Below are 2,642 nucleotides of genomic sequence, written 5' to 3' on the forward strand. Positions count from 1 at the left end.
AACTCAAGCAGGAAGCGATGCCTGCTCATTGGAAACCAACCAAGCGGCGACAAAAAGATTTAGACGCCACGTGGACTAAAAAACACGGTAAGAGTCATTATGGCTATAAGCTTTCGGTAAACATGGATAAGAAGTACAAATTCATCAGAAAAATCGTCACCGATACGGCCAGCACCCACGACAGTCAGCATTTCGAAAGGGTCATTGACAAGGCCAACACCAATCGCAATATCTACGCCGACCGAGGCTATCCCTCTGCGGAGCGGGAAGCTTGGCTGAAGGCAAACGGCTATAGGAGCCAGATTCAGCGTAAAGGCCATCGAAACAAACCGTTGTCCAAGACTCAGCAAGGGCGAAACCACAGGATTGCAAAGACTAGGGCACGGGTTGAACATGCATTTGCGGCGATGGAACAAATGGGTAGAAAACTGATCCGCACCATTGGACAGGTGCGCGCTAATTTTGCCATGACGATGATGGCAGCATGTTACAACCTAAAGCGGTTGGCGTACTTCCAGAGCGCGTGCATCGTGGCTTTCTGACGCCCAGAATGGGTTAAATGGCCCTAGCCAGGGCAATGTGCGATAGAATCAGTAACGTGATAATCAAAAAAATCTAATTATTTAGAATGAAAGCCAAGGGTTAATTGAAAATCTTGAGTTTTTCGAGGTGCCCTAAAACGATAAAGTGAAAATCCATGAAAACAGCACCCGCGATATAAAGAGCACACAGGAACAGATGTATATTCAGTGGCGGTGTTTTCTTCCTGTAACGTCTTCTTTTCATTTTTTACCTTGATTTTATTGCATGAACGTCAGTGTTTGAAAAGTCAACCTAGCACTCGCATCGATCACATGTATGCCTTCGTTGGTGATTATTTGTTGCCCGTTCATGTATTGAATATATTCCATTACTAGCACAGTCCTCATATCCGCAGAAGCGACTTTACTGTATGTTTTTGCTAGAAAATAGGTGAGTGAATCTCCTATGAAAAGCAGTTTTCACATTGCTGTTGCGGATAATGCGGTGAACAATACCGTGCTGGTGATTAAGTGTTCAATTGGCATAATCACCTTCGTTTTCATCGCAACTCATGTCAAATACGGACCACATCAGACCCGATGATGTATTATGCTTTTTCAGCAGCATGGAACACGGCATAGTTGAAAGGCTTACTTTCATTATAGTTTCCTGACTCCCATCCAAAAAATAAAAGTCTTTTATTTTTCCGTTATCTAGATTCAGTTCGTTTCTCACTATCAACAATTCATCACTCTTTTTACTGAATCCAGTAAAATCCTGATGTTTGCTGTTCGTGTAAGCCAATTCGGTATTGCGGGTATTTGTGTTTGCCCCGAAGCCCGTTAACAGCAGAAAAACAACACCGCATATAACCGTTAAATTAGATCGGATGCCTAACTTCACTCGATAATCCCTTCATGTAGAGCTTTTTAAACTCGCTCGATTTTATCTCGCACCATTCATTTTCAGCTAACTTTTTGTAATTTATGTCATTATCCAAAATCAGAGTTGGATAAATAAGAATAAGTTCGTCTTCCACCAACCACGCCTGACTATGCGTTTCGATGCCAATGTGCTTCGCTATCGAAAACGCATCCAAGGTGTATGTCACGGCATGGCTGAACGTGTGATTTTCCTTGTCCCCGTAAGTGTTTTTTACTTTCATCGCATGTAAGGCGGACTGGCTATATTCTGAGAGTTTTTGGTGGAAGTCAGAATATTTGCCCTGTTCTGTAAAAGACATGATTGAACCGACTTTGGAAATTTCCACAAAATCATTTACATTCACAATACCCAGTGATTGTGAGCGAAAAAAGAATATTGGGATCATTAAATCAATCCCCATAAATTTACCAAATCCAGCCCCAACACATGATATTTTTGTATTGGTTTTCCAGTCGTCATAGACGTTCAGAGCGTCTTTATACCTTTCCACCAGATTTTTATTATTGGTTTTAAAGGTTAATGAAATCATTGTTACTTCTCTCCATTTTTTTGAGCATCACTCATTATATTTAATCCCAAACGTCCAAAATCAAAATCCTCTTTCAAAAAGGGGATGTTAATCGCGGTTTCCATGTAGCGACTGATAATGTTTTTTGTCGGCAATAAGCCCCTCAATTCTTTCGGTGTACCCACTGGATTTTCCCAATAGCGAGAATCCCAAGAATTATCTCTGTTGTCTCCCATGACAAAAACATACCCGTCTGGAACGTGCCAAGTGGTGTATATAGGCTCAATAAACGTTTTATTCCTGTCGGTCATATATTGATATGTTTTACCGTCACGATCTTGTATACCTTCGTATATTATATTGAAATTGTTTTTTTCTTTTTCAATTCTAACGGGTTTTCCATTAACGGGCACCTCGAAAAACTCAAGATTTTCAATTAACCCTTGGCTTTCATTCTAAATAATTAGATTTTTTTTGATTATCACGCTACTGATTCTATCGCACATTGCCCTGGCTAGGGCCATTTGACCCATTCTGGGCGTCAGAAAGCCACGATGCACGCGCTCTGGAAGTACGCCAACCGCTTTAGGTTGTAACATGCTGCCATCATCGTCATGGCAAAATTAGCGCGCACCTGTCCAATGGTGCGGATCAGTTTTCTACCCAT

4 protein-coding genes and 1 pseudogene are annotated in these 2,642 nt (G+C 41.4%); 1 reads left to right on the forward strand and 4 read right to left on the reverse strand.

What is annotated here, in order from left to right; genetic code table 11:
• A partial coding sequence (locus CBG25_RS04380) for an IS5 family transposase (protein ID WP_290604069.1) occupies positions 1 to 542 on the forward strand: 542 nt, incomplete at its 5' end.
• A 514-nt stretch (positions 543 to 1,056) separates the two neighbouring features.
• On the opposite strand, the gene CBG25_RS04385 is transcribed toward CBG25_RS04380, so the two are convergent.
• From CBG25_RS04385 to CBG25_RS04400, 4 genes and pseudogenes are all read right to left on the reverse strand, one after another.
• A complete protein-coding gene (locus CBG25_RS04385; protein ID WP_290604847.1) occupies positions 1,057 to 1,425 on the reverse strand; it encodes a hypothetical protein in 369 nt (122 codons plus the stop codon).
• Positions 1,403 to 1,996, reverse strand: a complete 594-nt coding sequence (locus tag CBG25_RS04390) for a hypothetical protein (protein WP_290604848.1) — start codon at positions 1,994 to 1,996, stop codon at positions 1,403 to 1,405. The genes CBG25_RS04385 and CBG25_RS04390 overlap by 23 nt, the downstream gene beginning before the upstream one ends.
• 2 nt (positions 1,997 to 1,998) lie before the next feature.
• Complete coding sequence (locus CBG25_RS04395; protein ID WP_290604850.1) at positions 1,999 to 2,388, reverse strand: S26 family signal peptidase; 390 nt, start codon at positions 2,386 to 2,388, stop codon at positions 1,999 to 2,001.
• Positions 2,389 to 2,516: 128 nt separating this feature from the next.
• Positions 2,517 to 2,642: pseudogene (locus CBG25_RS04400) on the reverse strand (IS5/IS1182 family transposase); the annotation flags it as partial.

The sequence above is a fragment of the Arsenophonus sp. ENCA genome (assembly GCF_002287155.1).
GTDB lineage: Bacteria > Pseudomonadota > Gammaproteobacteria > Enterobacterales > Enterobacteriaceae > Arsenophonus > Arsenophonus nilaparvatae.